This window comes from Collinsella sp. TF08-11AT (assembly GCF_003437035.1).
Lineage (GTDB): Bacteria > Actinomycetota > Coriobacteriia > Coriobacteriales > Coriobacteriaceae > Collinsella.
The window spans coordinates 15,581-42,346 of record NZ_QSRL01000015.1 but is presented as its reverse complement, the minus strand read 5'-3'; the positions used below and the strand labels follow the sequence as shown (position 1 = coordinate 42,346).

Sequence of the window (26,766 nt, the reverse complement as noted above, 5' to 3'; positions counted from 1 at the left end):
TCGTTAAACGAGCGCTAGGGTGCCACCCTTACACCAACATTTTCGACGCGATCATTCATTTGAATTCGTCTTGAGGAGCGCCTTGACGCGCAGGGCGTAACGTGTGGCCTAGAGAGGTCGTCCCCTGCGCTTTGTCCTTCGCGCGCCCGTGCTTACCTTGATAAGGTCGGCATCACGAAAGAGCATCGCTTCCTCGAGGTACCTGTCACGATTCCTGAGTCTGCTGCATTTCAAGAGCTGCTCCTAAAACTCGAATCTGATTACACTTTTGGGAGTTTCATAACTCTGCGCCACAAGATGAGCAAAAAACGCACCTCGAGATGAATCGACTAAAGGAATTACGCACCTGCCGGGAGGCAGGCAGCCTGCTCGATCATCGCGGACTGCCAATTGATAAACCCCAAAAGCCGGACCGCACGGCGGCGCTCGTTTCGCTAAGTCGGCTTGATGGAATGGCGGATCACGGTCTTGAGCTTCTCCGGCACACACTTGCGCGGATCGGAAAGGTAGATTTCGTGATGCAGGCGGAATTCGGAGAAGTCGGGGGCGTAGCCCCGTTCCGCTGCAAATGTGCGCATGGCGTCTATGGTCGTCGGCTCGTCGTCGTAAGGCCCAGTGTGCATGCACTGAACGCAAAGGCCCTCGTCGACCCTCAGCAGCTCGACCGCCGAGAAGTCCAGCTTCTTCTTGGTGGCAGCTTCCGAAACGGCCCAGTCGAAGTCCTCGCGAGTGACGAAATCGGGCAGGCGGATGCACGAGATAAAGTTGAAGTCGTCCTTCCTCGTGTAATCGATCTCGCCATCGGCGCGGTCTTGCCACCAGAAGCCCTCGAGTGGCGGCACGACGAAGTCGAAATAGCCTTCGATTTCACGCGGGCCCTTCTTCGACATCTTGATGGTATAGGCAACGCCGTAGGGCATCGGCAGCGCGTTCTGCTACGCGCCGCCTTCGGCATTGGGATCGCCCTTGCCCCGCACGGCAACGTAGCTCATAGACGGAACGATCAGAATGCTCGGCTTGTCAGGCGGTTTGCCCGCGATGTTGTAGCGCACCGTAGACGCTGATGGAGATGGCTGCGCGCAGGCACGAGTGCGCCGCCGCACCTCATGGCCTATTTCTCGGGTATTTGGGGCGCGCGGCGTTCAAAAATGCGGAGCGACTCCACATGGCTCGAGACTGAGCCGAGGTGCCCTACTTCTCGCCCTCCAGCAGCCCCACGATACGGTCGATGTCGACGGCGAAGCGGGGCCTTCCCTCGCGCTCGTAGCGGTCGAGGTACGCCTGGCACTCGGAGACAATGCGCTTGGTGTTGCCGTCGATGATGCGCTGGAGCGTCTCGTAGTAGGCCGAGCCCTCGGTCCTGAAGCGGCGCTGGTAGGACTTGGTTATGGGGAACATCTTGATGTAGTGGATGCCGTGGCGACAGCCGGGGCGCGTCGTGGGGCGGGGTGGCAACGCAAAGTACTGGTCTTTGGGCACGTTGGGGGCGATGTTGGAACGCAGCGGCACGGCGAAGTCCCTGCGCTTCCCGCGGAAACGCAGCCTCACCACTACGATGCAGGGACGATTGTGCTTAAGCATGAGCTCGCGGTCGCCCTCGGCGTGGCCGAAGAAGTCCTGGGGATGGATACAATCTTCATCGGTTACGCCCCCTTCATACGAAGCGGGGCCCGCATCGCTGCGGGCCCCTACAGGTGGGCGATATTCTACGCCTTGCGGCACCCCGTCGCCCACGGAGATTAAACGTACACGTAAGCCGTACTCTGAAAGCCGCGGCTTCCGGCAAGTAGTTTATACCACGAGAGGTCGCTTTCAATGCGCATAGCTCGCAAAATAGCACTCGCTGGGCCGTCACCCCTGGCCGTTACCCTCCAATCTTCATTGAAGTCAGCAGGCCAATTCATATAGTCATGGGGGTTTATCCTAAAGGGAATCAAATTAATACCCCCATAACTAAGGAATTTTCTATTCCCACTCAATGACTAGAGCCCTGGTGTAATTGGCTGGATCACCGTTCCGGGAACCGGTATCGACCTACCTGTCCGCCAAGCTCCTTCTTCAGCTTCAGCCTAGTATCTGACTCGCGCCGTTATAAGCGAAAACCGAAGAGATGCGTCTTAGCCAAGAAAAGAAGGTTAGCCTCATCTTACTGCATGATTCGTGTGTTATAGTTAGATGGCTCTAACTGTTTGGGGGCGATGGCCATGCACGAACGCAAGGACTTCTGGGACAGGAATGCTGGTCGGTACGACCGTTTCATGCGAAACGACCGGGCGGCGTATGAGAAGATGTATGGGCTGATCCGGCCGGTGGTGAAAGCAAAGACCGTGCTGGAGGTTGCCACCGGCACGGGGCTCATCGCAAAGAGCGTCGTGGATGCGGCGGCGCGCATCGAGGCTACGGACGCCTCTGCAAAGATGATCCTTGAAGCAAAGCGGGACAATCAATCCGCAAAGCTGCACTTTTCCGTACAAGATATGTTCCGCCTGCCCTATGCACAGAAGTCCTTCGAAGTGGTGATCGTGTCCAACGCACTTCACATAGTGCCGCATCCGGAAAAGGCCCTGCAAGAAATCAGGCGGGTGCTGAAGGACGACGGCGTGCTCATCGCGCCAACCTTCACCCACGCGGGGAACTCGGTTTCCGGCAAGGCAAAAGCCTTTTTCATGAGTATGGCGGGATTCCCCCTCCACAGCGGGTGGACAAGCGAGGAATACCTGCGTTTCCTGCGTCAAAACGGCTGGGCGGTGCGGAAAAGCGCGGTGCTGAAGGCCTCGTTCCCGTTGACCTATGCGGAATGCACGAAATCGGAGGGGCCAGATGTCGTTCTTTGAAAACACCCGCAAGCCCGTGGGCCTCGGCGGAAAACTTATGGTTGCCATGATGAACCTGGGCCACAGCCCTGTGGCGCGGTGGGGACTTCGATTTCTACGACTTGCGCCAAATGCCAAGGTGCTGGATTGCGGCTGCGGCGGCGGGGCGAATATAAAACGGCTGCTGAAAAAATGCCCGCATGGCGTCGTCAAGGGCGTCGACTATTCGCCCGTCAGCGTGGAGAAGACTAGAAAGCTCAACCGAATTGCAATTCAGGAGGGGCGTTGCGCCGTTCTGCAAGGCAGTGTGGCGGATATGGTGTTTGAGGATAGCTACTTCGATGCCGCCACGGCCTTTGAGACCGTCTATTTTTGGCCTGATTTGCCCCGATGCCTCCGTGAGGTCTGGCGGACGCTGAAGCCAGGCGGGACAATTCTCATCTGCAACGAGAGCAATGGCGATACGGACAAGGACGAGAGGTGGACGCAGATCATCGGCGGCATGACCATCTACAAGGACATTGAATTAAAGGCGTATCTGGAGCAGGCGGGTTTTCACGAGGTGCAGATACGCAAAAAGAAAAAGTGGCTCTGCATCACGGCGCGGAAGTAAGGGCATCAAGCACGGGCATTTTTGCATCCATCCTGCACATGAGTTAGGCATGCCGGTCATAGCGGCTGTGCTGGCGGCAATTATGACAGTTTTTATTCACTGAGGAAGAAACCTATGAAATGTAAAATTGAGAAAAACACCGTGCAGGAGACGCTGATCCTCCCGCTGTATTCCCGGAAGCTGTGTACGGAGTTGTACCCGAACCTTTACAAGGATGAAACAGCGGTTCGTCTGCTCGGCCAGATCGACTACGACTTTTCAGAGGCAGAGAAAAACTCCCGCAGCCTGATGCAGCGCTTTGGTGCGCTGGAGGTGGCCATGCGGCAGGGTGATCTTGCTTTCGAGGTGCGGGATTACCTGAAAGACCACCCCAATGCGGCGGTGGTCAATCTGGGCTGCGGGCTGGACAACACCGGCAGAACCTGCGACAACGGTAGATGCAAGATCTACAATCTGGACTTCCCGGATGTGATTGCCTTGCGGCAGCAGCTGCTGCCCGCCGGGGATCGAGAACAAAATATCCCCTGCGACCTGAAAGACACCGCATGGTTTGGCAAAATCGATGCCTCCGGCGGGGCGGTGTTCTTTGCCTCCGGAGTGTTCTATTACTTTCTGACCCAGCAGGTCCGGGAACTGGTGCGGGGGATGGCGGACGCTTTCCCCGGCGGTGTGCTGGTCTTTGATGCTGCCAATCGGACGGCAGTAAAGATGATCGCAAAAACATGGCTTAAGACTGCAAAAATCAAGGATGTGGGGGCATATTTTGCGGTTTCGGATGCCGCCAAGGAAATCGGCACGTGGAACAGCCGTCTGCAGGTCACAAGTCGCGGCTATATGCTGGGTTACAACGATTTGAGAGACCCTTCTGTCAGCGGCTTTTTCCGGTTTCTCGCAAGGGTCGGTGACAACGGGATGAAAATGCAAATCGTGAAAATTAGATTTTAAAAGGCAAAAATGAAGCCCATTCACTTTGACGTTGAAGAAAACGGCTTTTACGGCACATATTGGGCGTGCAAGGACACACATACAGCAGCGGACACGAATTCGATTGAAACCGTGCCCGCTATCTAATACTATATTATTTTATCGAACGTCTGTTCTATTCCCACTCAATACACAACGTTCTCTACCTAGTTCATCTATTTTATCTGATTTACAACCATCCGAACACAGCGACCTGCTGCGGTATACTGCGGCACGGCACTGGGACAGTACTGTGACAAATACCGAAACTCAAACGAAACTCGGCCGGGTTGAGTTTCGATTTTTGTCCCAGCGGGAAACGGGGTGGGGCGGAGTGATCCGAAACCCTCCCCTAGCATAGCTAACCTGCAAGCCACTTGCGATTATCCCCCGGGAATACTGGCAAGTGGTTTTGAGGTGCGGGAAGAAAACGCTGGTTAGGACTTCGTCCCTCATGCGCCGCAGGAGAGTATGGTTGCAGGTGGTTATAGCTTGTTTTTAGGGAGCAGTCGCTTGATTCGGCGTGTGCTATTCGGCTTGAGCGTCGGTTCTGCTTTGAGCAATTTTTGCATGCTGCTTAGTTATGAATTTCTCTGACCACGCTTGGAAATCCTCCGACGCCTTGCCCTCCATTCGAGAGGTCAGCGACTGCTGAATGCCCTGAAACTCGTTTGCAGTACCTTCATTTGCGGCATCGCGCAGTTTGTAGAGCAGATCGTTGCAATCGGCGCAAAGAGTTAGCTTCTTGTCTCCGTTGTCTACTGAAGCGAATGCCTCTAGTAGTTTCTTCTTTCTGCCGCAGCAATCACACTTCAATTTCACGATCCTCCTCTTTTAGCGCTTCGGCCAGGTCTTCGGCCAGCGTTTCCATGTCGCGCTCCGTGACCCTCTTGCGAGGTTTCAGGACCCTCTCAAATAGAGGCTGCAGATACTCTCTAATCTCCTTCTCCTGCTCTTTCGAGCTCACTAGTTTTTCCTGGAGCTTTCTCAGGCTCTTTTTATCGGAGTCAAGTTGGGATATGGCAGCATCCTGCTCTTCTGCAGTTAGGAGATGCTCTATTTCCATATTGACGAAGACGGCGTTGAACATTCGAGTCGTCCATAGCGCGTCGTCTTCTCGGATTATGTCTCCGACGGCCTTCGTCGCTGCTCCCGCGACGCCCCCTATCAGCAGGCCTCCGCCCATCCCGATGATCTTCACTGCTTTTTTGTCGACTTTGTCGGTGAGCTTTTTCCCTGCGATAGCCCCTGTCGCCGCCGTCCCGGCAATCGTGCTTCCGAACGACACGAGTAGAGACGCCATGTTCTTCGTATATTGCGCCCCGGACAGCCTTCCTTCAATCAGTCTGTATGTGTCCGGTGCGGCGAAGACTACGAACATGACCCCCTGGGTAATGAGGTTCGATCCAAGAAACTTCGCGAAGCTCTTCTGTGCTGCAGCGCCGTATACGGCCTTCTTCCCGGCCATCGCCCGAAATGCGTTTACTATTTCCTGTGCCGCTTTGGGCCCTATCCTCTTGGTAATGCCCGCAGCCAACGGGTTTATTGCGTTCAAGAAGCTGGTCCTGGACAGCTGGGAGGCGATGACGCTTCCGGCGAAGCTGAGCCCGTAGACCCGGACGCCCGTAACGATTGCGCACTTCGCCGCCTCCTTTGGACTTCTGGTGCTCCATAGCGCTTGGGCAAATGCGCAGACGGCGGAAATGCCCAGTGCGGAAGTGCATGTTATAGAGCACTCGGCGAAGTCGTAGACGAGCGATTCCACTGTTCCCGGCTTGGCAAGGTTGCGAACCTGCTGGTATGAGAGGTTGCTCTTGCGGATGATATCAAGCGCCGCTTCTGGATCGTTGACTCCTTTAACGGCTCCTTGCTCGATGCGCGTTTTCATATAGGCGACGGCGTCCGCGTACTGGTCCTTCGGAACCTCTATCTTCATCGGGTTGTCGTTGAGGTCGTAGTACCTGAATTCCTTGGTGCCAGCCGGCGTTTTCTTGAAGCAGGCCTCTACGGTTTGGTATGCCGTTTTGCAGAACTTGCACTGCACCGGGGATGCCCCGACTATCTTGTCGGGGCCGTTCTTGGCGTTGTCTCTTCCGACTACCGTTGACTTCTCGCCGTGAATCCAATCAAGCTTCGCGCCAGCTTCCTCCGCGTAGATTCCATGGCCCGTCTTCGTCTGTCCTGCGCCATAGGCTGCATTGAACATCACGCCCTCCACGGTGAAGGAGTTCAGGGCGCTGATCGTCGATCTCTCGGCCAACTCCTCCGCTTCTCTCTTTTGCCTTATCACATCGGAACGGTATTCCCTGAACGCTTCGTACATAGCCTTGTTCTCGAATACCGCGAGGGTCTCGTCTTTGTATTTGATCGCATATCTGCGATTTCCTTTATCCCAGCGCTCCAGGATGTCGTAGTCTTCGGGATCGAAGAAATCCCATGGGATGATGCGGTAGATTGCATTCAGTTTCTGGGCCTTCTCGCCGGTTTCCTTCGCTTTTGCTTTGGCTTCTTTGTTGGCAGCCTTCACGTCTTTCTTGGGCGCTTTGGATATGAATGCGCGATCGGTGAGGGCGATTCCGGCAGGGTATCCTCCATACGAGATCATGTCCGCCCAGAGAATGACGTGGTCGTTGGGGACGGGTAGGCTCCTTTGGATCCTCTGAGCCTCTTCATGGGTGGGTTTGCCGCTTTTGCTTTGCAGCTCTTCGATCATCGCTTGTAATTTCTGATCCATGGCGGCTCCGTAACCCCTTTTCTTTCGTCGAATTATCCCACATTCAGATTGAGTAAAAAATTTTACGCCCTTCATTGGTGGTAGAAATGGCTACTGGGAAGTCCTTCTTGCCTTCGAGGCATTCGATAAGAACAGGAACCTCCACCAAAGTGGCTCTATCAATCATGCGCAGAAAAGGCGGCGGAAGGCGTTCTATGCGCTCTCGTCAGTTGGTCTCTCTTTGCCATTGGACGGGGCTTTCGGGAATGTGACGGTGCCCTGTATGGGAGTCCCTCACCACGACATCGAAATCTCAATCTTGCCTGCGGCCTTTGCCTTCGCCAGGAATTCCAAGAACTGCTCCGTCTTCCCGTCAACGGGACCAGCGGCTTTCGAGAAGAACGCTTGCTCAAACGGGAGCTCCCCGACAGGGCTCGATCCCTCTTCCGGGCTCCCTGATAGGAGGATTTTGTCCTCGATGCTGATCACAACGCAGTTGTGTTCCGTATCGATGATATAGAAGCCATCATGGGTCTCGATTACCTCGCCAGAATCATTGACGAATCGGGCGTCTACGGCGCAGCCGGGGTCCTGCATGCGCCTTGCGGTCACTAAGTCTAGTTCTTTGAATCCCGGGATCTCATCCATCGCGGCGCCCGTCGGCGGCACGAAGCCAGCGGGTCCGACATAGACTTTGCCCACTCCGAACTCGAAGGGGCCGCCCCCTGCGGTTACCTGAGAGGTCCAGACTTCAGGCGATAGACCGAGCTCACTGACGTCGCTGATCTCCCGGATCAGCTTGAGCAGAGAGCTTATGATGAGCGCCAGGTGCGATACGAGCACCACGCCCTGGTTGTATCTGAAGTCATAAGGGAACTCGAGTGCCGCTTCCTTCTCCTGCCTGGGGTCGGCGTGGACGAGGTCGGCGTAGTACCAGCCGAGGCCCAGCAGGGTGTCGGATGCAGACGTCACTTTGTCCGAATTGAGCTCCCCTATCTCCTCGTGAGATGAGATGGCGTTGTAGGAATGAGGCGCAATGTGCTCCTTGCACCATGAGTTGACGAGCTCAAGCAGCTTGCTCTGCCTCTCATCCAGCTCGACGGTTGAGGTGAGAACGCGGATTGCCGCGACGACCTTTTCGAGCTGAATGGGCTCGCTGTCGACGATGCATGGCCGTATCCTTGCCGCTAGCGATTCGAAGATCTCCTCGTCTTCCGGTCTGCTGTTCAGTCTCATCGAAACCGTCGAGTCGTTGAAGCGGAGGGTATAGCTTGGTTGGGCAAGCTCTTTTACCTTCTTGCTCTTGACCAATGAGTGTGCCTCGATTCGACGTGCCCTGACCACGAATCGCTCGAGGGTGTCAATCGCCTCTTGGGGCTCCTTTGGAAGTTTGATGTGGCGTTCCTGTCTTGACATACGGTCCTCTCCGACGGTGTAAACCTGCTTTCCCTGTCGCATTCCCATGGGTCCCCCTTCCGCGTTACGCGGGCGTCTCGTCGCTCGGAACTGGGACAATTTGTCCCAGCGGACGAACCCTGATTCGAGGCTTTTATGGGCATCCTTTCCGCCAAAGCGGCCGTTTTGCGTTGTCTTGAAAAGCGAGCCTAATCTTTCATTACATATATTAACTGGGTTAATGCAAACGCAGTGTCCGTCAACACCGTTGTGTTAGACCACTTTGGATAAGTGTCCTGCACGCAGTACACGCGACGGGGCCCCGGTTGCGACAATTCCATCATCAGGAGAGATGGAGGTTGCAATGGAAGACGTGCTCACCCAGCTGACGAGGCAGTTCCTCCCGCAGATGACGGCTGCCGAGAAGAGCAGGGTCCTGAGATCGCTCAAGGCGCTGATAGACGCGGAGCTTTTCGAACTCGCGGCAAGCGAGGGGGCGGAAGACGATCCCGACAGAGCCTGCCCCTGGTGCGGCTCCCCGCATTACGTGAAGAGGGGGCGAGACGGGCGCGGCCGTCAGCGGTTCCTCTGCCGAGGGTGCGCCAGGACCTTCACCGACGCCACCATGCGCATCTTCTCCACCACCAAGCTCGACAGGTCGGCCTGGATGAGGTTCGCGGAGTGCCACGTGGACATGCTCCCGCTGCGCGAGTCGGCGGAAAAGTGCGGCGTGTGCCTCAAGACGGCGTTCTTCATGCGCCACAGGCTGCTCGAGGCCATGGCCAAGCGCATGCCCGCCTTCCGCGTGGAGGCCGGCGGCGGGGCCGAGCTCGACGAGTGCTTCTTCAGGGAGAGCTTCAAGGGAAACCGCTCCAGGTCGGAGTCCGGCATGCCCAGGAAGCCCCGCACAAGGTCGCAGGGAACCGACGGGCACGAGAAGATATGCGTGCTCACCGGCATCAACGACGCCGGCGACATCTTCTACGAGATCGCGGGGAGGGGCGGCCTCGACGAGGCGGCAGCCAGGGAGCTGCTCGCCGACAAGCTCGCGGCCGGCGCGATAATCTCGACGGACCGTGCGCACGTGTACCGCCGCGTCCTGCCCGCCCTCGGCGTCGGCGCGCACATCGCCAGCAAGAGGGAGGAGCACGCCATCAACAGGGTGAACAGCCTCCACTCCCAGATGAGGCACTTCATCGGCAGGTTCCGGGGTGTCTCCACGAGACGCCTCGAGAACTACCTCGCCTGGTTCAAGTGGACATGGTGCTTCAAGGTCCGCAGGAGCGCGGACGAGCTCGCCGAGCTCATAGTGAGGCAGGCAGCCCGCGGCACGTACGAGAAGACCTGGCGCCAGTACAAGGTGACCCCCTATCCGTTCTACGAGTACTGGATCAAGCAGGCGAAATGGGACTCGCGTGCGCGGAGGGCCATATACGGCGTGGCGTGATGTCCAGGGCGGTCTGGCGCAGCGCATCTGCGGCAAGCGCTGAAGTCGTGCCCCGATGCAAATAGCAACAGCTAGCGATATTCTTCGGGAACGTCGAAACCGTACTCACGGCATAGGAGCATGACATCGTGGGCGTCGTGCTCGTCATGCTGATAGCCCAAGTGAAACAACAGCTGGCTTTCGGGGTCGATGCACGACACCTCCACCTCGCCGATGCGCCCCCTCCCCGAAAAGACCTCCCCGGGAAAACGATCTCCCTGATACAGAATATCGCCATTCTCGGCGAAATCGAAGCAATGCAGGTCGACGATGCGCCCCGCCTCGTCTTGCCACACCGTGTGATCTTCGGTGGTGAAAGATGCAGCCACCTCGGAAAACCCCTCATCAGCAATTAGATCCACGAACCTTTGGTAATCCCCGCGCTGAACGAACAGGTCGATGTCGTTATGAGCCCTGGTCTCACGCCCGACAAGCGCATCGACGCCCCAGCCGCCATCAAGGTATACGCCAATGCCCGCACCTGCGGAAAGGCCGATTATCCAACACGCATCATCCTTGGTGACCATAGGAGCTCCTTCGCTTTCGCCTGCTATCTAAGCAAGAAAGATTATAGGAAAAGTCCCAGTATCCAAAGCGGTCTAACACAACGGTCAACACGGACACTGCGGGCTCTTTCCCGGTGATACGATTTTCCAAGTTCGCCGAAATCGTGCGAGCCTATTGGTCAAGCTCGCCTTCACAAACGCAGTAGAAACACGGTAATAGGTGGTAGTTATACAGCTTGATTGCGATATCGCGCCTTTTAGGGATTTTCTTTGTCGTGTTAAACCTTCCCTTTACCATTGACGATGGAGGTTTCTCGTGAGAAGTATTGCGACAGAGCGACCTGAATTGGTTGATGAATGGCATCCTACTAAGAACGGCGAGCTTACGCCGGGTTCGATTTCCTTCGGCAGCGTGAAGAAGGTCTGGTGGCGTTGCGCTCGTGGTCATGAGTGGGAGGCAAGTCCCAACAACAGGAGCAAAGGGCAAGGTTGCCCCTATTGCTCTGGTAGACGAGCGCTCGTCGGCTTCAATGATCTTGCAACTGTTGAACCTGATATTGCTGCTACCTGGCATCCTGCGAAAAATGGCGATCTCACTCCAGATCAGGTTACTCGGGGCTCCCATAAGAAGGTTTGGTGGATCTGCGAGCGTGGACATGAATGGGAAGCCTCGGTATTTAACCGCACGAAGGGCCGCGGTTGCCCCGCTTGCGCCTCTCTGAATAAAGGGAAACGTCGCAGCGAAGCAGCTCTTAGAAAGAACGGCTCCCTTGCGGAGAAGTTTCCTGAACTTCTGCAGGATTGGGATTATGAGCTGAACGAAGCTCAGCCTTCTGAAATATCCTGCCTCTCGAATCTGCGATCTCGTTGGGTTTGCCATGTTTGTGGTCATCGCTGGACTGCCTCTGTATATAAACGGACTGCCGAAAACCATACGTGTCCAGTTTGCGCACGAAAAGTCGTCAAGCCTGGATTCAACGACCTTCAATTCAATCGGCCGGATATAGCACTCGAATGGGCTTCTAGTCTTAACGGAAACTTAAAGCCTTCCGATGTAACGGTGGGGAGCAATAAGAAGGTCTGGTGGCAATGCGATAAGGGTCATACATGGTTAGCTGAGGTAAGCCAGAGAACCTCTGGTGCGGGATGCCCTTATTGCTCCAATCAAATGGTTTGGCCTGGCTATAACGACTTGGCGACAACCAATCCTGTTATTGCGTCTGAGTGGCATCCTGCAAAAAATGGAAATTTGAAGCCTACCGATATTGCTGCTGGAAGTTCGAGGAAGAAGGTTTGGTGGCTTTGTCCTTTTGGGCATGAGTATCAGGCTACGCCGGCAAATCGCAGCATTGGGACGGGGTGTCCTGTTTGCGCCAAGGAAGGCAAGACGAGCTTTCCGGAGCAGGCATTGTATTTCTACTTCTCTAAAATCACTCCTGCTTTCAACAGATATCAATATGACGGAAAGTATGAGGTTGATGTTTGGCTTCCGGAGTTGAATGCGGGCATCGAATACGACGGAGCCTTTTGGCATGCTTCGCTTGCGGTAAAGGAGCGCGAGAAGAAAAAAGACCAATTTTTTATCGAGCGTGACATTAAGCTCATACGCATTAAAGAAGTGAAGAGAGCCGAGGATGTGCTAGAGGATTTCGAAACAACCTTATATTGCCAAAGCTCGATCAATGGTTCTCAAATTCCTAATGTTATTGCTCGAATCAGCCGGCTTCTTGGTTTAGCCGAAGTTCCTGATGTGGACATAGAACGTGACAGGATCGCCATATACAGCCAATATGTTTCTGGGCAAAAGGCCAACAGCTTGTCAGCAACCAATCCTGATCTTGCTAGGGAATGGCATCCGACGAAGAACGGCATCCTTACGCCTGAAATGATCAGCCGATCTAGCGGCAAGAAGGTCTGGTGGCTTTGCGAGAAGGGGCACGAGTGGCAGAGTTCGGTAGACAATCGAAGTCGTGGTAATGGTTGTCCCTATTGCGCGGGCGTGAAGCTGCTCGTCGGTTTCAGTGACCTTGCCACCACGAATCCTGAAATTGCTGCTGAATGGCATCCCACAAAAAATGCGCCTTTGACACCCAGGGATGTAACCAGAGGAAGCACGAAACGCAAGCCTTGGTGGGTCTGCCCTAATGGTCATGAATACCGAGCCACAGTATCCAACCGCACGCTTGGCAAAGGTTGTCCAATCTGTTCAAAAGTGAAGAGAGGGAAAGCAAAACACGTTACGCATCTGCTGACCCATGACAGTCTCGACGTTACTCATCCAGAACTTTGCAAAGAGTGGGATTTCGAGAGGAATGGAATTATTTTGCCTTCGGATGTTACGAATGGAGCCGACACTAAGGTGTGGTGGATCTGCGATCGAGGGCATCACTATCAGGCGACTGTAGCCAATCGTGTTTATGGTAAAGGCTGCTCTTATTGTGCAGGAAAAAAGGTTCTTGAGGGGTTCAACGATTTGGCGAGTGCTGCACCTGAAATTGCATCCCAATGGCATCCGACCAAAAATGGGCATAAGAAACCCAATGAAGTGGTCGCTGGCAGTCATGCAAAGGCCTGGTGGCTCTGCGAAAAGGGACACGAGTGGGAAGCGCAAATAAAAAGCCGAGTTAAGCAAGGCGTTGGATGTCCGTACTGCTCAAACAAACGTTGCTTGAAGGGGTATAACGATCTCGCTTCTCGATATCCCGACCTGTTGGCGGAGTGGGATTGGGAAAAGAACGTAGACCTCAAGCCAGATGAGATCGTCTGCGGTTCGGGCAAGAAAGCGTGGTGGAAGTGCTCCGAAGGCCATTCTTGGCAAGCACCGATTTATAGAAGAGCCGAAGGGAGAGGTTGTCCTATTTGTCGACATGAACATAGGAAATCAGACAGTCGGTGACGAATCTCAATGGACCGGGTTTTGTGTCGAAAAATCTGTAGCAACCCTCCGATTCCTTTTGTACCCCCATCTCGTGCCTCGTTTGCCGTCTATACCACTCAAGTAATGGATGAGGTTGTCTTGTGATCCCAAGGCGGTTCGCTATTCGGAATTGGGACAAAATGTCCCAGCGATCGATCCCTTCTCTGCGCTGCCGAGCGCGTTCTTTCCGATCATATGGGTCCATGAGCGCTTTCCGGAAAATGGATCCAATACCGCATTCCATATATTAACTGGGTTTATGCAAGCACAGTGTCCGTTAGTACGGACACTGTGAAGCGTTCGCTGGTAATACGATTTTCCAAGCTCGCCGAAACCGTGCGAGCCTATCGGCCAAGCCTGCCTTCACAAACGCAGCAGAAACACGGCACAGGTGGTGATGCGATGCACGTCTGGAAGACCTAGGGGCAGACGCGGACTCGCATTCAGCATCGATGCTGGCGCGTCAGACAATCATCGTCCAGGGGAAGCGCCCATGCCGCTGGGACAATTTGTCCCCGCGGGCGCCGCGCCCTCAATATGTCCCTTTTCTGAATACGGGACTAACAGAACCCTGCAGAACCTAGAGCGCCCTCTCTGCGAAACCCTCCTCCTGACCTTCGTGTAGAAAGCAGGAAAGCGTACACGGCGCACGCCGCTGAAAACTGCGGAACGATACGGAATCGACAGGCAAGAAATGCAAACCTCGCAATATCCCAATCAAAATTGTATAATCCCAAGGCAAATGGGAATATGCAAAAGGGACTGGTAATGAACGATACCATAAAATACCTGAAAGATGAGATGGGCCTCTTCGTGACCGAGTTCGAATGGTCTGGAGCGTCTGACCTCCCGCTTTATCTTGCTAAGGCGGCATCCTATCGGCTGTGTTCCTGCAACGGGGTCGATTTCATTATGGCAGAGGTCGAGGGGGAGGTCTCGCTTCCCAACCTCAAGAGGATCGTCTCTCAAGTGTCGGCGAGGGCGGGCCTGCAGGTTGCGCTCGTCGCCCAGATCGACGCGCGCCAGCGAAAGGCCCTCGTTTCACAGGGCATCCCGTTCGTCGTTCCCGGCAGGCAGGCTTTCCTTCCGATGCTGGGTTTCGTTGCGAGCGCGAAACGGGAGCCGCGTTCTCTTCCGGAGGTGCTGGCGCCAGGTACTCAGGCTGTGCTGGTTACGCTGCTGGCCAACCCAGAGGTGCGAACGTCCGAAGAGCTGATGAGGGCGACGGGCATGCCGTCGTCGAGCATCTCGAGGGCCCTCGACGATCTGTCTCGCAGGGGGCTCGTAAGCAAGTCCAAAAACGGCCGCGCAGTGGTCATCGAACGCAGCACGAGCAGGAACGATCTCGTCAAAAGTGCAATCGGATGCCTGCGGAATCCTGTCGCGCGGGCCGTGTATGCGAAAAGAGACGAGCAAACGGCGCAGCTTCCGCTTGCGGGGGTGAGCGAGCTTTCGCAGCGCAGTATGCTGGCAGCCCCCCGAATCGAGCAGCGCGCGGTATCGAGGAGGGCCTTCAAAGAACTTGAGTTCGAGGAGGTCCAACTTGGCGAGCTTCACGATGAGGAGACGGTTCAGGTCCAGGTATGGGCGTACGACCCGCTCGTGGCAGGAGGAGATGCGGTTGACGACGTGTCGCTTGCGTTGACGCTCGTCGGCGAGGGCGACGAGCGCGTCATCGGCCAGTTGAACGCGATTTTTGGGGAGGAATTATGGCAGTGAGCGAAGTTTACGGGCTACGCCGGTTCTCGGAATACATGGAGGGCCTCGAGGACTGCTATGCGATCATTGGCGGCACGGCGTGCGACATCATCCTGAGCAACGCGGATCTCGACTTCAGGGTCACCAAGGACATCGACGTCATCCTGATTGCCGAGAACCGCTTTTCCGAGGTTGCGGCGGCAATATGGAAGCTGGTGAAGGACGGCGGCTACGATTGCGGATGGAGGGGCTCCGGGGGAGTTCATTTCTATCGATTCACCAAGCCGAGCGTTGCTGGCTTCCCGAGCATGGTGGAGCTGTTTAGCAAAGCCCCCTCGTTCATCAAGGAACCAGAAGGGCTGACAATCGTCCCGCTGCCAGCGGGCGAAGAGGCGTCGAGCCTTTCGGCTATCCTTCTCGATGACGACTACTACGCCTACATGAAGTCCGGTTGCAAGGAGGTCGACGGGATCATGGTTCTGGACGAGGTGCACCTTGTCCCTTTCAAGGCCAAGGCCTATCTCGATCTATCGAAGCGTAAGGCCGCTGGCGAGAGGGTCGATTCGAGCGACATCAAGAAGCACAAAAAGGATGTTTTCAGGTTGGCTCAGCTCTTCTCCCCGAGAACGTCGTCGGCACTGCCCGATTCGATTCGCAACGATATGACTGAGTTTTGCGAGAAGGTCCGTGCCGAGGGCGTTCCTCTGAAGCAGATGGGGGTTCCAATGACGCTCGAGGAGGGAATTGAGCTGATCAAGCGTGTATACGACCTGTAGGGGCGGTTTCGGAATCTTTCAAGCATGCGACGAAGTAGGTGATGGGTTAGTTTTTTCGGCTTCGGTCGTATTGGGGACGATGCCCGAATGACGAAACTGAGATTGTTCCGAAAAGCAAAGAGCCGCAGCATTGCTACGGCTCTAAATTCATGCTATGATATGGGAAAATAGAACATTTGTTCGGTTATTCCCACTCGATGGTCGCGGGCGGCTTGGACGTAATGTCGTAGCATACGCGGTTGGCGCCAGGGACCTCGGCAACGATGCGGCCGGAGATGCGGGCCAGGACGTCGTAGGGCAGCTTGGCCCAATCGGCGGTCATGGCATCGCTGGACTCGACGGCACGCAGGATGATCGGGCGCTGATAGGTGCGCTCGTCACCCATGACGCCAACGGACTTGATGTCGGGCAGGACCGCGAAATACTGCCAGCAGCTGTGCTCGGAGTTGCGCTCGCCGGTCTGCTCAAACAGACGCTGGTTGTAGGCGTCGAGCTCCTCGCGCACGATAGCGTCGGCATTCTTGAGGATCTCGAGCTTCTCTTTGTCGACCGCACCGATGATGCGGATGGCAAGACCCGGGCCCGGGAAAGGCTGACGGAACACGATGTGACCCGGCAGACCCAGCGCCAGACCAAGCGCGCGGACCTCGTCCTTAAAGAAGTGGTCGAGCGGCTCAATGAGGTCGAAGTGCACGCCCTCGGGGAACGGGATCAGGTTGTGATGGCTCTTGATGGTGGCCGTCTTGCCGCCCGTCTTGCGAGCGCCGGACTCGATGATGTCGGGGTAGATGGTGCCCTGAGCCAGGTACTTCACGGGTTTACCATCGGTCTCAAGCTGCTGAGCAACCGCGAAGAACTCTTTCCAGAACTGCGTACCGATGATGCGGCGCTTCTCCTCGGGCTCGGTCACGCCGGCCAGAAGCTCGGCATAACGGTCCTCGGCGTGGACGTGGATAAAGTCGACGTCAAACTGCTTGGTGAAGACCTCCTCCACCTGCTCGGGCTCGCCCTTGCGCAGCAGACCGTGGTTGATGAACACGCAGGTCATCTGCTTGCCTACGGCGCGGGCGCCAAGAGCTGCCACGACGGAGGAGTCGACGCCGCCGGACAGGGCCAGAATCACGCGGTCGTTGCCGACCTTCTCGCGGAACTCGGCCGTCATGGTCTCGACCAGGTTGTCCATGCTCCAGTTGGGCTCCAGGCCGCAGATCTCAAACAGGAAGTTGCTCAGCAGCTGCTGACCGTACTCGGAATGCTTGACCTCGGGGTGGAACTGCGTGGTGAAGATCTTGCGCTCGACGCACTCCATGGCGGCAACCGGGCACACGTCGGTGCTGGCGGTAACGGTAAAGCCCTCGGGCACCTCGGAGACGGCATCGCGGTGGCTCATCCACACGGTCTGCTCCATGGGCGTGGAGTTAAAGAGCTTGGCGCCTGCCGTGCGCGTGATGGTGGCGCGGCCATACTCGCCCACCTCGGAGTGGCCGACCTTGCCACCGAGCGTCACGGCCGTGATCTGATGACCGTAGCAAAAGCCCAGGACGGGAAGGCCCAGGTCAAAGATGGCGGGGTCGATGGACGGAGCGTCCTCGGCGTACACGGAGGCCGGGCCGCCGGAAAGGATGAGCGCAGAGGCGTTCATCTCGCGAATCTCGTCGGCCGAGATGTCGCAGGGGACAATCTCGGAATACACGTTGAGGTCGCGGACGCGACGGGCAATGAGCTGACCGTACTGCGCACCAAAGTCGAGTACGAGGACCTTTGCGGAAGCCTTTTGATCCATGGTTCCCCCTCTTGTTGGCGGGGAGCCGGTGCCCACCCGCGCGAATGAACGAAATTAACTTCCATAGTGTACACGTTATATGGGATTTCTCGTCCCTCGCAGCCATCAGCGCACGGCAAACGCACGACCTGGGCCCCTGTTTGACGACAATTGAAGTGTTACCAAACGTTACGGATGATGTAATACGTTTGAACATTGGACGCCCTGTGCCACAATACTGCCGAACGACTCCGCCTCTGCGGCGGCAAATACGATAGGAATACCAGCATGAAGCGCATCCTTCTCATCGCCACGGGCGGCACCATCGCATCGACCGAGGACGGCAACGGCCTCTCCCCCGCCCTGACCGGTGAGGAGCTCGCCCAGAGCGTCCCCGAGATCTCGGGCCTCTGCGAGCTCGACGTCGTGCAGCCCATGAACATCGACAGCACCAATATGCGTCCGAGCGACTGGATGCGTATCCGCGACGTCATCGTCGAGGGTTATGCCGACCACGACGGCTTCGTGATTCTGCACGGCACCGACACCATGAGCTACACCGCGGCGGCGCTTTCCTATCTGATTCAGGACAGCCCCAAGCCCATCGTACTCACCGGCTCGCAAAAGCCCATGGGCAATCCCTTTACCGACGCCAAGCTCAACCTGTACCAGAGCCTGCTCTATGCGCTCGACGAGCATTCGCACGACGTCTCGATTGTCTTTGGCGGCGTAGCCATTGCCGGCACGCGCGCCCGCAAGCAGCGCACCATGAGCTTTAACGCGTTCATTAGCGTCAACTATCCGCCCATTGCCTATATCCGCAACGACCGCATCGTTCGCAACGGACTCCACGGCACTCACCAGGACGAGAACCCGGTTCGTTTCTACGACAGCATCGACCCGCGCGTATTTGTCCTTAAGCTGACACCCGGCGTGAACCCGGGTATCCTGGACGCTCTTGCCGATAGCTACGACGCTGTGATTCTGGAGACCTTTGGCATTGGCGGTATCCCCGAGTTTGGTGAGTCGGGCGAGTCGTTCCAAGAGGCAATTTTCCGCTGGGTCGATTCGGGTCGCACTGTCGTTATGACCACGCAGGTCCCCGAAGAGGGCCTTGACCTGGGTGTTTATGAGGTCGGCCGTGCCTACGCCGATCATCCGGGCATTTTGCGCGGCGACGACATGACCACCGAGACGCTCGTGGCCAAAACCATGTGGGCACTCGGCCAGTCACGTGATGCGGCCGAGATTCAGCGCCTGTTCTACAGCCAAGTCAACCACGACCGCATCCCGATGGCGTAATCCCTAAGGCAGCTCCACTTATCGCAGCCTTAAACGACAGGTGGTCCCCCTCGGGCCGTGCAAAAATCGGAGTATTCTGCAATTCCTCCTCCGGAGGCATAGAATCGGCCGATTATTAGACGAACTTTTAGGACGAAGGGGCCGTCTAGTAAATATTTATTCCTCATTTTTATTTAGAGTGTGGATTATCTACTGTCAAAAAGGCAAAGCCAGCCGCTCGAGCTACCATCTACGGCCGAACTGGTGCTGAATACTCGCGATTTTGCACATCGCAACCAGGGGGACCCGCCCAAAGAGCGTCAAATACAGCGGGGGAACGCCCTATTCGATCCCCTCGAGAAGCTCTGACACCGTCATGCCGAGTGCGGGCGCGATCTTAAATAGAACCTTGAGCGTGAAATTTGCCGTTCCATCTTCGATTCTGTCGAGATAGGGGCGACTGATTCCTGCTGCCACACAAAAATCGACCTTGGAGATACCAAGGTCCCTGCGCGTCTCTTCGACCCGCCTGCCAAGAATCTGTTTCGCACGTTCGTCCATGCAGACGAGTTTGAAATGGAGCTGAACAAAAACGTAAACTATAGTTTACGTTTTGCCGAATACACAGGAGTTTTCTATGTCGGGTTCTTCGGTCCGCATGTACCGAGCCACGCTTCGCACAAACAGCGCACCGCCCAAGCTCTTCGTCGTTGAAGCCGAATGCCTTTCACCCGATGAGCGCACAGCATTTGCATTGCTATCAAGTCGCGTCGCCGCCGTTCTGGTCCCTTGCCCGGCGCAAGGTGAACTTGCCATCCAATGCCAAACGCATAGCTGCTCGCTCAATCAGGCTGCCGTAATCGCAACCAGCCAACGCGGCCTACCCCTTCTTTTAGAAGCCGGCATTGCGCTCACCCTTCGCGGCGCCGGATACGAAAACGAGGCCGCCGCCGATATGGTCTTTAAACCACGATCGAGCGGCGGCCTCGCAGCAGCCATCGAATATGCTTGCAGGCTCGTTGCCTAAAAGGGCAAGCTAGAAACCAAAGCCAAAGCCCGTTCCGGTAATCGCCGAATACATAAAGTAGACGTTGATCACGTTGAGGAACACGCCCGTAATGCAGCCGTTGCGCAGATAGCGCTCGCACACGATGCGCGCCATGGCGGCAGAGTCATCATTGTTTTTAGCCTGGCGTCCTGCCGTAAAGTACGTCGCCACGCTCAGCAGCAGGTTGAGCACCGGCAGTGCCAGCAGCTCGTAGCTCTTGCCCCAGCGCGTCACCTCGCCGGCGGCATTAAACTTTGTTGCCACCTCGGGACCAATGTTGGGGATAACACACGCTGCGACCGCCAGCGGAATCACCGCAAGTACGAGCAGCGCAATACCCATGTAGCCGGCTTTTTTGCCATATTTAAACATATGCGTCGTCCTTACACGTTAAAGCGGAAGTGCACGACGTCACCATCGGCCATGACATAGTCCTTGCCCTCAATACGCAGCTTGCCGGCGGCCTTGGCGCCCTGCTCACCGCCGAGCTCGATGTAGTCGTCATAGCCAATGACCTCGGCCTTAATAAAGCCGCGCTCAAAGTCGGTGTGGATGACGCCGGCGGCCTGCGGGGCGGTCGCGCCCTGACGAACCGTCCAGGCCTTGACCTCCATCTCGCCGGCCGTAAAGAACGACTGCAGGCCGAGCAGCTTATAGGCCGCCTGCGCGAGCACGTCCAGGCCGGGCTGCTCCAGGCCCAGGCTCTCCAGGTAGTCGGCGGCGTCCTCGGGATCGAGCTCGGAAAGCTCGGCCTCGATCTTGGCGCAGATGGGCAGCGGCTTAACACCATCGATGGGCGCCAGATCGTCGTTGAGCATATCCTCGTCCACGTTGGCCACATACAGGATGGGCTTCATAGTGAGCAGGAACAGGCCCTTGGCAGCGGCGCGCTCCTCATCGGTCATCTCCATGGACGCGGCGCGCTTGCCCTCGTTGAGCCAGGCAAGCAGGCGCTTGGCGACCTCGAACTTGGGCATGAGCTCCTTGTCGCGCTTGGCCTCCTTCTCGAGCTTGGGCAGCTGCTTCTCGAGCGTGCCAATGTCGGCCAGGATGAGCTCGGTCATGATGGTGTCGGCATCGCCGGCGGGATCGACGAACTCGCCCGTACGACCTACCTCGCGCATAACGTTGGGGTCCTTAAAGTAGCGCACGACCTCGCAGATGGCGTCGGTCTCGCGAATGTTGGCCAGGAACTGGTTGCCCAGGCCCTCGCCCTCGTTGGCGCCCTTCACCAGACCTGCGATGTCGACGAACTCGACCGTCGCCGGCACAATGCGACCCGGGTTAACGATGTCGGCGAGCTTTTGCAGGCGGCTATCGGGCACGTCGACGATACCCACGTTGGGGTCGATCGTGGCAAACGGGTAGTTGGCGGCAAGGCCGGTCTTTTTGGTAAGCGCGGTGAACAGCGTCGACTTGCCCACGTTGGGCAGGCCCACGATACCGATGGAAAGGGACACGACAGCTCCTTTTGGTACAAGCATTTCAAACTGCATAAGTATAGCGCCGCCGCAGCATCTGGGCTAACCCGGACGCCACGGCGGCACGAATGAAGCAGAGATAGGGGTCGCTGACTAGTCCGCGAGCTTCTCCACCTGATCGAGCATCTTGTCGAGCTTGGCCTTCGCCTCAGCCTTGACCTTCTGGGCTTCTTCGTGGGCCCTAGCCTTCTGGGCGGCCTTTTCCTCGGCCTCGGGATCGACGACGACTAGGTTGGATGCATCATGTTCAACCAGCTTAAGCGCATGCTCGGGGCACACCTTGACGCAGGCTCCGCAACCCAGGCAATACGTGGACTCCAGTGCAAAGCGGCCGCTTCCCACCAGATCGCAGGCAAACGTGGGGCACACGTTGACGCACTCGCCGCACGACGTGCACTTGTCAAAATCGCATTCCGGCGTGCTCACCTGCATGTTCTGGGCAAGCTCGGGGTGGTTTTGCAGCGTCGAGAGCACCAGCTGGCGCCCGTGCGTAAGCGTGCGGCGACGTTTGGCCGTCGTGGTGCCGCACATGGTGTTGAGCGTACGCTCCAACTGAGTAATCTGATGGCGATGGGCTTTGAGCTTCTGCGTCACCGAGGCCAGTGCCGCCGTTGCCGGATTGAGCTTGGTCACGGTAAGGCCCGTGGTGCGGGCGATCTTTTCCATGTACTCCTTGCGCTCGTACTCGCGGCGCTTATGGCACTTGAGGCTTTTGGGATCGACCTCCAGACCCATGCCCGTACCGGCCCACTCCTCGGCAGTGGCGATGGCCTCGCCCAGAATATCCTCGCCACCGGTGTTGCGGCACTTATCGCACACGCCCAACGGCAGGTACACGCTCACGTTGGGATAGTCGGCCAGCACCGAGAACCAGGTCTCGGCCGTAATATCGCCCACGCAGGCAACGACGACCTCGTTTTCGCGCGGCATGCGCTTGAGGGCGCGCGTGCAGGTGACGTAGGCGGTCTCGTGGCTCGTAGCTGCCGAGACAATGTCGTCGTAAAGGTTTTTGGGCGCCAGGCGCGGCGAAATAATCGCCTCGGTCGGACAGGCAGCGGCGCACAGGCCGCACTTGCGACAGGAATCGAGGATCTCGATGGCATCTTCCTCGACCTCGATGGCGTTGACCGGGCACACGTCCATGCACGCGGTGCAGCCACTCTTTTCGTTTTTGCAGGTCAAGCACGGAATGGTGTTGCCGCGCGGACGCTCCTTGTAGTCGGCAGGATTCCACTGCGGCGCCGACGGATCGAGTGCGTCGGTCACACCGCCAAGCGGGTTTTTAAGAAAGTCGAAACCCTTGCTGATTTCGATAATGTCATCAAACAGATCGTGTTCCTGCGCCATGCGCGGCCCCTCCCTGAGCAGTGCAAACAAGCAAGAAATAATGATACGCCATCGGCCCGTGCCTCGAGCAAATTACACGCGGAGCACCTTTGGGACAAATAGCCTATGGCCTATCGCCGCCTCGATTGCACAAGGTCAATCAAGCGCCAAACTATGCCTCGCACATGAGCTGCACGAGCTTTTGTTTGGTCACCTTGGCCTGCTCGTTGGCCATATTACGCTCGTTTCTAAAGGCCGCATTTGCAACACTCTGCAGGTCGGCATCGGAAATCTCGCCAAGGCCCAGATCCTCGAGCGTCGTCGGCAGACCAACACGCTGACAAAACTCGAGCACCTGTTCAAGCTCGGGCGCACGCTCCAGACGAAGCTGGACCACCAGACCAAACGCTACGGCCTCGCCGTGCATGGCCTTGCACTCGGGCAGAATCGTCAGGCCATTGGAGATGGCATGCGCCAACGCCAAGCCACCGCTCTCAAAGCCAACGCCCGAAAGCAGAATATTGCACTCGATCAGGCGCTCAACCGCTGGTGACATGCGACCCTTCTTGAGGTCGCGCTTAGCAGCGACACCACACTCCATAAGTGTGTCGTAGCAGGCACGTGCCGCGACCAGGGCCAAGTGCCCCGGCGTTCCACCATGCTCGTTGGCGCCGTGCGCCGCGGCGCACGAACGCGCCTCAAAGTACGTTGCCAGTGCGTCGCCCATACCGGCGACCGTCATACGCAGTGGGGCCGCCGCGACCACGTTGGTATCGACCACGACCAGGTCCGGATTCTTCTCGAGCATCAGATAGCGATCGAACGACCCATCCTCGTGATACAGCACCGAAATCGCACTGCACGGACCGTCCATCGAGGCCGCCGTGGGGCATATGCACAACGGCAACTCGGCATAAAACGCTACGGCCTTGGCGATATCGAGCATCTTGCCACCGCCAATACCCACCACCATGTCGCAATACTCGGCCCGGGCTTCCTTAGCCATTTTTACAACGGCATCTTCCGTACACGGACCGTTGTAAATCTTAAAGAACGGCTCACTTAGATCTTCGTCCAGAAATCCATCGACGATCTGCCTGCACAGCCAATCCTCGGTGCCCTGGTCAAACAGAACATAGGCAGCACAGCCCAACCATGACAAATACCTGCCCTGACGCGAAAGTTCGCCCGGCCCCTGAACATACCGGCCGGGACCGCCATAAACCATAGGAAGCGCCATACGAGAATCCGCCCTTCATCAAACAACGATTGGTGCAAAGTAACCTGACCCCTTTGCATCAACTTGGTGCGATGGGGTCAGGTTGGTTTGCACCATAGCAAAAAGGGGCAAAGCCGTCTGCTGGCTTTGCCCCTTCCTTAGCTTGATTTACTCATCCATAAGGTAGTAGTGACCCAGCGCGTCGGCACCCAGGATGGCGTTTGCGACCATCTCGGGCGTCACCTCAAACGGCATGTTGCACATGGTGTCATCGGGCGCGCAGGCGGCCTCGGCAACAATCATGGCCTGCTCGCGCGTAAGCTCGGCAACGCCAAGTTCCTTCATCGTGACCGGCAGGCCCAGCTCAATGCAGAAGCCCAAGACTTCCTCGAGTTTCTCAGTCGGAGCATCCTCGAGTACCAGCTGAACGATGGTGCCAAAGGCGACCTTCTCGCCGTGATACATGCCGTGGCACTCGGGCAGCATCGTCAGGCCATTGTGGATGGCATGAGCAGCAGCAAGGCCCGAGCTCTCAAAGCCAATGCCCGAAAGCAGCGTATTGGCCTCGATGATATGCTCGACGGCAGGCGTGAGCGCACCCTTCTCCAGCGCGACCTTGGCCTTGACGCCATCGGCCATAAGCGTCTCGTAGCAGAGCTTGGCAAGCGCCAGACCGGCCATGCCGCCTTTGCCACCAGCGCAGGTGCCACCGTCGGCATCGTGAGTCGCCTGGGCCTCAAAGTAGGTTGCGAGCGCATCGCCCATACCTGCCACCGTCAGGCGTACCGGGCTCGCCGCGATAACCGTCGTATCCATAAGAACGATATTGGGGTTCGCCTTAAGGAACAGGTACTTATCGAACTGGCCGTCATCGGTATAGAGCACGGAGAGCGCCGAGCACGGGGCATCGGTCGAAGCGATGGTGGGGCAAATGATGACCGGGGACTCCAGGTAGTAGGCGACGGCCTTGGCGGTGTCGAGGATCTTGCCGCCACCGACGCCGACGATGATGTCGCAGCCGTTGTCGCGCGCGAGCGCAACCAGGCGATCGACCTCGCTCTTGGAGCACTCGCCGTTAAAGTCCTCAAACAGCAGCTCGGCCTTAGCCTCGGCAAAACCACCCTCGATCTTGGCACCGACGCGCTTCTTGCCCGAAGGCGTCACGATGACGAGGGCCTTAGCGCCGAGCGGCTCGACATAGGAGCCGAGCTTGGCGAGCTCGTCCGGACCCTGGATGTACTTGCTGGGGCTATTGAAAATTGCAGCCATAACTATCCCATTCTCTAAAAGAAAAAAGAAAGGGGCTCCGTACGGATACGTGCGGAGCCCCTCGTTACGATAACAAGAGTCGATTAGAAATCGATGTCGGTGTCGTAGTAGCAGGCCTTGAGGATCTTCTCGAAGTCGGCAGCCTTGGTCTCACGCGGGTTCTCGGGCGTGCAGGCGTCGGTCTCGGCGTTCGCAGCGATCTCGGGCAGCTTGGCGAGGAACTCCTCCTCGGAAACCATCTGCGGGTTCTCGGCGTCGACCTTCACGCCACCATTCGCGTAATCCTTGATGGACTGCGGAATGTTGAGCTGGTCATTGAGGTCGCGAATCTTCTGGACGAGCGCAGCGATGAGCTCCTCGTTGGTCTCGCCGGGAAGGTGCAGGATCTCCTTGGCCACGTAAGCGTAACGCTCAGCAGCACGCGGGTCCTTGGAGTTCCACTGGATAACCTTGCCCAGGTACATGGCGTTAGCGGCACCGTGGATGATGTGGCCGTTCTCGAAGGCAGCACCGGTCTTGTGAGCCATGGAGTGAACGATGCCGAGCAGGCCCGAGGAGAAGGCGATACCGGCGATGCACTGAGCCTCGTGCATGTGCTGACGGGCCTCATGGTCGCCAGCATAGGACTTGGGCAGCCACTCGACGATCTCGCGGATGCCGTGCAGGGCGTTGGCGTCGGTGAACATAGAGGCGCAGGTGGAAACGTAGGCCTCCATGCAGTGGGTCAGAGCATCCATGCCGGTGTGAGCGCACAGCTTGGCGGGCATGGTGTAGGTGAGCTCGGGGTCGACGATGGCGACATCAGGGGTGATGTTGAAGTCGGCCAGCGGGTACTTGATGCCCTTGGCGTAGTCGGTAATGACGGAGAACGCGGTGACCTCGGTAGCGGTGCCGGAGGTAGAGGAGATGGCGCAGAAATGAGCCTTCTGACGCAGCTCCGGGAAGCTGAACGGCTGGATGATGTTATCGAAGGACTCCTCGGGATACTCGTAGAAGACCCACATGGCCTTAGCGGCATCGATGGGCGAGCCGCCACCGATGGCGATAATCCAGTCGGGCTCGAACTCGCGCATGGCCTCGGCGCCCTTCATGACCGTCTCGATGGACGGGTCGGACTCGACGCCCTCGAACAGCTTGACCTCGAAACCGCCTTCCTTAAGGTCGTTCTCGACGTCCTGCAGGAACCCGCCGCGGCGCATAGAGCTGCCGCCAGAAACGATGATGGCCTTCTTGCCCTTGAGGTTCTTCACCTCGTGGCGAGCGCCCTCACCAAAGTACAGATCGCGAGGATTGGTAAAACGTCCCATACTGTGCCTCCTAAACAAGCCCCTCTTAGACTTGCGTATATAACGGAGCACCCAATTGGCTCCGTTAGGACCGGTTTGCGCGTTGCCGGCGATGACAATGCGCGATGTCTAAACGTCTCAACGCTCAGACAAACACTATTTTACCGTTCTGGTTGGTCAGTTATTCACCTAAAGCCGCCAATGATGAAACGTT

Annotated in this window: 22 protein-coding genes and 1 pseudogene; 9 read left to right on the top strand and 14 right to left on the bottom strand. The window is 57.1% G+C overall.

Going from position 1 to position 26,766, the window contains the following annotated elements; translation table 11 throughout:
• Positions 1 to 434 precede the first annotated feature (434 nt).
• Positions 435 to 1,052 (bottom strand): annotated as a pseudogene (locus tag DXC79_RS08845) (GyrI-like domain-containing protein).
• A gap of 139 nt (positions 1,053 to 1,191) precedes the next feature.
• Entirely contained in the window at positions 1,192 to 1,581 is a 390-nt protein-coding gene (locus DXC79_RS08840) for a hypothetical protein (protein ID WP_147327497.1), read from the bottom strand.
• A gap of 623 nt (positions 1,582 to 2,204) precedes the next feature.
• Here DXC79_RS08840 and DXC79_RS08835 point away from each other — a divergent pair.
• The 3 genes from DXC79_RS08835 to DXC79_RS08825 all read left to right on the top strand — a co-directional run bounded on the left by DXC79_RS08835 (position 2,205) and on the right by DXC79_RS08825 (position 4,371).
• Positions 2,205 to 2,834 carry a class I SAM-dependent methyltransferase gene (locus DXC79_RS08835; RefSeq protein WP_117635928.1) on the top strand — a complete coding sequence of 210 codons (630 nt, stop codon included), beginning with the start codon at positions 2,205 to 2,207 and terminating at the stop codon, positions 2,832 to 2,834.
• The gene (locus tag DXC79_RS08830) at positions 2,821 to 3,426 is read left to right on the top strand and encodes a class I SAM-dependent methyltransferase (RefSeq protein ID WP_117635924.1); all 606 of its coding nucleotides are present in this window, start codon (positions 2,821 to 2,823) and stop codon (positions 3,424 to 3,426) included. The genes DXC79_RS08835 and DXC79_RS08830 overlap by 14 nt, the downstream gene beginning before the upstream one ends.
• A 114-nt stretch (positions 3,427 to 3,540) precedes the next feature.
• Positions 3,541 to 4,371 carry a class I SAM-dependent methyltransferase gene (locus DXC79_RS08825; RefSeq protein WP_117583316.1) on the top strand — a complete coding sequence of 277 codons (831 nt, stop codon included), beginning with the start codon at positions 3,541 to 3,543 and terminating at the stop codon, positions 4,369 to 4,371.
• Positions 4,372 to 4,917: 546 nt separating this feature from the next.
• On the opposite strand, the gene DXC79_RS08820 is transcribed toward DXC79_RS08825, so the two are convergent.
• The 3 genes from DXC79_RS08820 to DXC79_RS08810 form a co-directional block, all read right to left on the bottom strand.
• The gene (locus DXC79_RS08820; protein WP_117635923.1) at positions 4,918 to 5,211 is read right to left on the bottom strand and encodes a hypothetical protein; all 294 of its coding nucleotides are present in this window, start codon (positions 5,209 to 5,211) and stop codon (positions 4,918 to 4,920) included.
• Positions 5,195 to 7,123 (bottom strand): hypothetical protein, encoded by a 1,929-nt coding sequence (locus tag DXC79_RS08815; RefSeq protein WP_117635922.1) that lies wholly within the window; start codon positions 7,121 to 7,123, stop codon positions 5,195 to 5,197. The genes DXC79_RS08820 and DXC79_RS08815 overlap by 17 nt, the downstream gene beginning before the upstream one ends.
• Before the next feature lie 273 nt (positions 7,124 to 7,396).
• Positions 7,397 to 8,566, bottom strand: coding sequence for a hypothetical protein (locus DXC79_RS08810; protein WP_117635921.1), 1,170 nt, complete (start codon positions 8,564 to 8,566; stop codon positions 7,397 to 7,399).
• A 295-nt stretch (positions 8,567 to 8,861) separates the two neighbouring features.
• On the opposite strand from DXC79_RS08810, the gene DXC79_RS08805 reads away from it, so the two are divergent.
• Entirely contained in the window at positions 8,862 to 9,944 is a 1,083-nt protein-coding gene (locus DXC79_RS08805) for an IS1595 family transposase (RefSeq protein ID WP_158551007.1), read from the top strand.
• A 71-nt stretch (positions 9,945 to 10,015) separates the two neighbouring features.
• Here the strand turns inward: DXC79_RS08805 and DXC79_RS08800 are convergent, their stop codons facing one another.
• On the bottom strand, positions 10,016 to 10,510 hold the full coding sequence (locus DXC79_RS08800) for a nucleotidyltransferase domain-containing protein (protein WP_117635919.1): 495 nt from the start codon (positions 10,508 to 10,510) through the stop codon (positions 10,016 to 10,018).
• Positions 10,511 to 10,805: 295 nt separating this feature from the next.
• Between DXC79_RS08800 and DXC79_RS08795 the strand changes: the two genes are divergently transcribed.
• The 3 genes from DXC79_RS08795 (at position 10,806) to DXC79_RS08785 (ending at position 15,880) form a co-directional block, all read left to right on the top strand.
• The gene (locus DXC79_RS08795; RefSeq protein ID WP_117635918.1) at positions 10,806 to 13,385 is read left to right on the top strand and encodes a zinc-ribbon domain-containing protein; all 2,580 of its coding nucleotides are present in this window, start codon (positions 10,806 to 10,808) and stop codon (positions 13,383 to 13,385) included.
• A 789-nt stretch (positions 13,386 to 14,174) separates the two neighbouring features.
• Positions 14,175 to 15,125 (top strand): MarR family transcriptional regulator, encoded by a 951-nt coding sequence (locus DXC79_RS08790; RefSeq protein ID WP_158551006.1) that lies wholly within the window; start codon positions 14,175 to 14,177, stop codon positions 15,123 to 15,125.
• On the top strand, positions 15,116 to 15,880 hold the full coding sequence (locus tag DXC79_RS08785; protein ID WP_117635916.1) for a hypothetical protein: 765 nt from the start codon (positions 15,116 to 15,118) through the stop codon (positions 15,878 to 15,880). Before DXC79_RS08790 ends, DXC79_RS08785 begins: the two co-directional genes overlap by 10 nt.
• A gap of 184 nt (positions 15,881 to 16,064) precedes the next feature.
• Here the strand turns inward: DXC79_RS08785 and guaA are convergent, their stop codons facing one another.
• Positions 16,065 to 17,663, bottom strand: a complete 1,599-nt coding sequence (gene guaA / locus DXC79_RS08780) for a glutamine-hydrolyzing GMP synthase (protein WP_117635915.1) — start codon at positions 17,661 to 17,663, stop codon at positions 16,065 to 16,067.
• Between the two features lie 267 nt (positions 17,664 to 17,930).
• On the opposite strand from guaA, the gene DXC79_RS08775 reads away from it, so the two are divergent.
• Positions 17,931 to 18,944, top strand: coding sequence for an asparaginase (locus tag DXC79_RS08775; RefSeq protein ID WP_089572789.1), 1,014 nt, complete (start codon positions 17,931 to 17,933; stop codon positions 18,942 to 18,944).
• 321 nt (positions 18,945 to 19,265) lie between these two features.
• Here DXC79_RS08775 and DXC79_RS10270 read toward each other — a convergent pair whose 3' ends face one another.
• Positions 19,266 to 19,484, bottom strand: a complete 219-nt coding sequence (locus DXC79_RS10270) for a helix-turn-helix domain-containing protein (RefSeq protein WP_099432713.1) — start codon at positions 19,482 to 19,484, stop codon at positions 19,266 to 19,268.
• A 76-nt stretch (positions 19,485 to 19,560) separates the two neighbouring features.
• On the opposite strand from DXC79_RS10270, the gene DXC79_RS08765 reads away from it, so the two are divergent.
• A complete protein-coding gene (locus DXC79_RS08765; protein ID WP_117635914.1) occupies positions 19,561 to 19,950 on the top strand; it encodes a hypothetical protein in 390 nt (129 codons plus the stop codon).
• Positions 19,951 to 19,959: 9 nt separating this feature from the next.
• On the opposite strand, the gene DXC79_RS08760 is transcribed toward DXC79_RS08765, so the two are convergent.
• From DXC79_RS08760 to DXC79_RS08735, 6 genes are all read right to left on the bottom strand, one after another.
• Positions 19,960 to 20,343, bottom strand: coding sequence for a DUF1648 domain-containing protein (locus DXC79_RS08760; protein WP_117635913.1), 384 nt, complete (start codon positions 20,341 to 20,343; stop codon positions 19,960 to 19,962).
• 11 nt (positions 20,344 to 20,354) lie between these two features.
• The gene (gene ychF, locus DXC79_RS08755; RefSeq protein ID WP_117635912.1) at positions 20,355 to 21,431 is read right to left on the bottom strand and encodes a redox-regulated ATPase YchF; all 1,077 of its coding nucleotides are present in this window, start codon (positions 21,429 to 21,431) and stop codon (positions 20,355 to 20,357) included.
• Positions 21,432 to 21,545: 114 nt separating this feature from the next.
• Positions 21,546 to 22,799, bottom strand: coding sequence for a 4Fe-4S binding protein (locus tag DXC79_RS08750; RefSeq protein WP_117635911.1), 1,254 nt, complete (start codon positions 22,797 to 22,799; stop codon positions 21,546 to 21,548).
• Between the two features lie 151 nt (positions 22,800 to 22,950).
• A complete protein-coding gene (locus DXC79_RS08745; protein WP_117635910.1) occupies positions 22,951 to 24,018 on the bottom strand; it encodes a glycerol dehydrogenase in 1,068 nt (355 codons plus the stop codon).
• A 147-nt stretch (positions 24,019 to 24,165) separates the two neighbouring features.
• Positions 24,166 to 25,266, bottom strand: a complete 1,101-nt coding sequence (locus DXC79_RS08740; protein WP_117635909.1) for a glycerol dehydrogenase — start codon at positions 25,264 to 25,266, stop codon at positions 24,166 to 24,168.
• 83 nt (positions 25,267 to 25,349) lie between these two features.
• Complete coding sequence (locus DXC79_RS08735; protein WP_089572776.1) at positions 25,350 to 26,573, bottom strand: iron-containing alcohol dehydrogenase; 1,224 nt, start codon at positions 26,571 to 26,573, stop codon at positions 25,350 to 25,352.
• Between the last annotated feature and the right edge of the window lie 193 nt (positions 26,574 to 26,766).